Origin of the sequence: Rhodococcus sp. CX (genome assembly GCF_015865005.1) — a bacterium.
Lineage (GTDB): Bacteria > Actinomycetota > Actinomycetes > Mycobacteriales > Mycobacteriaceae > Rhodococcus.
On sequence record NZ_JADZGH010000192.1, the window covers coordinates 4364 to 6696 of the forward strand.

Consider the following 2333-nt stretch of genomic DNA (forward strand, 5'->3'; position numbering starts at 1 on the left):
GGCGAGCATCAGCGACAGGTGCTCCCCGGCGTCGATGACGGTCGCGGCGCGTTTCTTGCCCTGGGCGACGAGCGATTCGAGTCGGTCGCGGCGGGCGGTGATGAGCGCGAATTCGGCGCCGACGAAGAAGGCGTTGCCGGCGAGGAGCACCACGGTGAGCAGGACACCGAGCAGGTCGTTCATCGCTGCTCTCCGTTCGTGTGCGCGACCGGGTCGGTGTCGCCCGCGGCGGCGGTGTCGGCCGCGTCGGGGTCGGTGTCCGCGGGGACCGGGGTGAGCAGGATCCGGTCGATGCGGTGCCCGTCCATCGCGAGGATCCTGGCGAGCCAGCGTTCGGTGTGGTCGCCGGGACGCGCCGGGAGCAGCATCTCGTCGCCGGTGTCGGGGATGCGGCCGAGTTCGTCGAGGATCAGGCCGCCGATGGTTTCGTAGTCGCCGTCGGGGGCGTGGTAGCCGGTGAGGCCGGCGATCTCGTCGATGCGCAGCAGCCCGGAGCAGGACCAGCCGTCGTCGAGTTGCCGGGCGTCGGGTTCGGGTTCGTCGTGTTCGTCGCGGACGTCGCCGACGATCTCCTCGATGAGGTCCTCCATGGTGATGATGCCGGCGGTGCCGCCGTATTCGTCGACGACGAGCGCGACCTGCATGCCGTCGGCGCGGACGCGTTCCATCACCTCGTCGCCGTCGAGGGTCGACGGCACGATCGGCACCTGCCGGGCGAGGGTGCGCAGCGGGGTGTGGGCGCGGCGCGGACCCGGAACGGTGAAGGCGTGTTTGACGTGCACGACCCCGAGGGTGGCGTCGAGGTCGCCGTCGACGACGGGGAACCGCGAGTAGCCGGTGCGGTCGGACAGGTCGATCAGGTCCAGCACGGTGTCGTGCTGGTCGAGGCATTCGATGGTCACCCGCGGGGTCATCAGGTCCTCCGCGGTGCGGTCGCCGAACCGCAGGGAGCGGTCGACGAGCAACGCGGTGCGTTCGTCCAGGGCACCGCTTTCCGCGGAGGCGCGGACCAGGGAGCCGAGTTCCTGCGGGGACCGCGCCGAGCGCAGTTCCTCGGCGGGTTCGATGCCGAGCCGCCGCACCACCCAGTTCGCGGAGCCGTTCAGGCCGTGGATGGCCCACTTGAACACGAGCGAGAACGCGACCTGCAGTCCCGCGGTGGCGCGGGCGGTGCCGAGCGGGTGGGCGATGGCCAGGTTCTTCGGCACCAGCTCCCCGAAGATCATCGAGAAGGAGGTGGCGAGGATCAGGGCGAGGGCGAGGGAGATGCCGGAGGCGGTGGATTCGCTCAGGCCCACGGCCTGCAACAGCGGGTTCAGGAATCGCGCCAGCACCGGTTCGGCGAGGTAGCCGGTGATCAGGGTGGTGATGGTGATGCCCAGCTGGGCGCCGGACAGCTGGAACGAGAGGGTGCGGTGGGCGTGCTGCACCTGGCGGGCGCGGCGGTCACCGTCCCGGGCGTGGGCGTCGACGGTGCTGCGTTCGAGCGCGGTCAGGGAGAATTCGGCGGCCACGAACAGGGCCGTGCCGACGGTCAGCGCAACGAAGCCGACCAGGGAAAGTATGGACAGCAGAACGGACATCAGGGCCGCTCCTGCCGGGTTTCGGTTCCGCCGGGTCTGTCACCCGGCTCGCTAGAGGAGCCCTCCGAACCGGCGGAATCGGAGTCCGCGTCGGCCGTGACGACCGGGGATAGTGCCGTGCTGGTGATAGTGGGTGCCGTGGGCACCTGGTTCCTCTCGTCGGGCTCGGCCGCGCGGTCGCCGCGCGCCGAGCGTGGTCGGATGGGGCACCATTCTACTGGGCGATGTCCGGATCGGTCGCGTCGTGCGGGTGCGCGGCGGTGTCGGGGGTGTGGTGCGCCTGGTCGCGGGACAGGGCGACGGTGGTGGCGAGCATGACGACGACGGACGCGACGACCAGCGCCAGGCCGGGGCCGTCGACCCGCAGCCGTTCCCCGAGCACGGTCATGCCGAGGAACGCCGCGGCGAGGGGTTCGCCGATGGTCAGGGCGGGCAGGGATGCGCCGAGCGCCCCGGCCTGGAAGGCGAGTTGCTGCAGGTAGCCGCCGGTGAGACCGGCGGTGACCAGCGCCCAGGTCTGCCAGGAGCCGGCGACCGTGCCGAGGCCGTGTTCGAACAGGTCGGTGACGTGTTTGGTGAACACGACGGCGACGCCGAAGAGGATGCCGCCGGCCGACCCGAGAAGCAGCGCCCGGGTGGGGGCGCCGACCGGGAGCGCGGCGGCGCCGACGGCCGCGGCCGCGACCGCCAGGACCGTGCCGAGCGGCAGCGCCCAGTGCCGGGCGGCCGCGTCGAGCGCGCCTTCGGTGG

General features: G+C 71.9%; 3 protein-coding genes. All 3 read right to left on the reverse strand.

Annotated elements, in window-relative coordinates:
- The coding region (locus I0Q12_RS33405) for a CNNM domain-containing protein (RefSeq protein WP_231611114.1) at nt 1-183 on the reverse strand (183 nt) is incomplete at its 3' end.
- Nucleotides 180-1583 (reverse strand): hemolysin family protein, encoded by a 1404-nt coding sequence (locus I0Q12_RS20690; RefSeq protein WP_197254164.1) that lies wholly within the window; start codon nt 1581-1583, stop codon nt 180-182. The genes I0Q12_RS20690 and I0Q12_RS33405, both read right to left, overlap by 4 nt.
- 214 nt (nt 1584-1797) lie before the next feature.
- Nucleotides 1798-2333, reverse strand: a 536-nt coding sequence (locus I0Q12_RS20695) for a DMT family transporter (RefSeq protein ID WP_197254166.1), incomplete at its 5' end; no start/stop codon positions are given.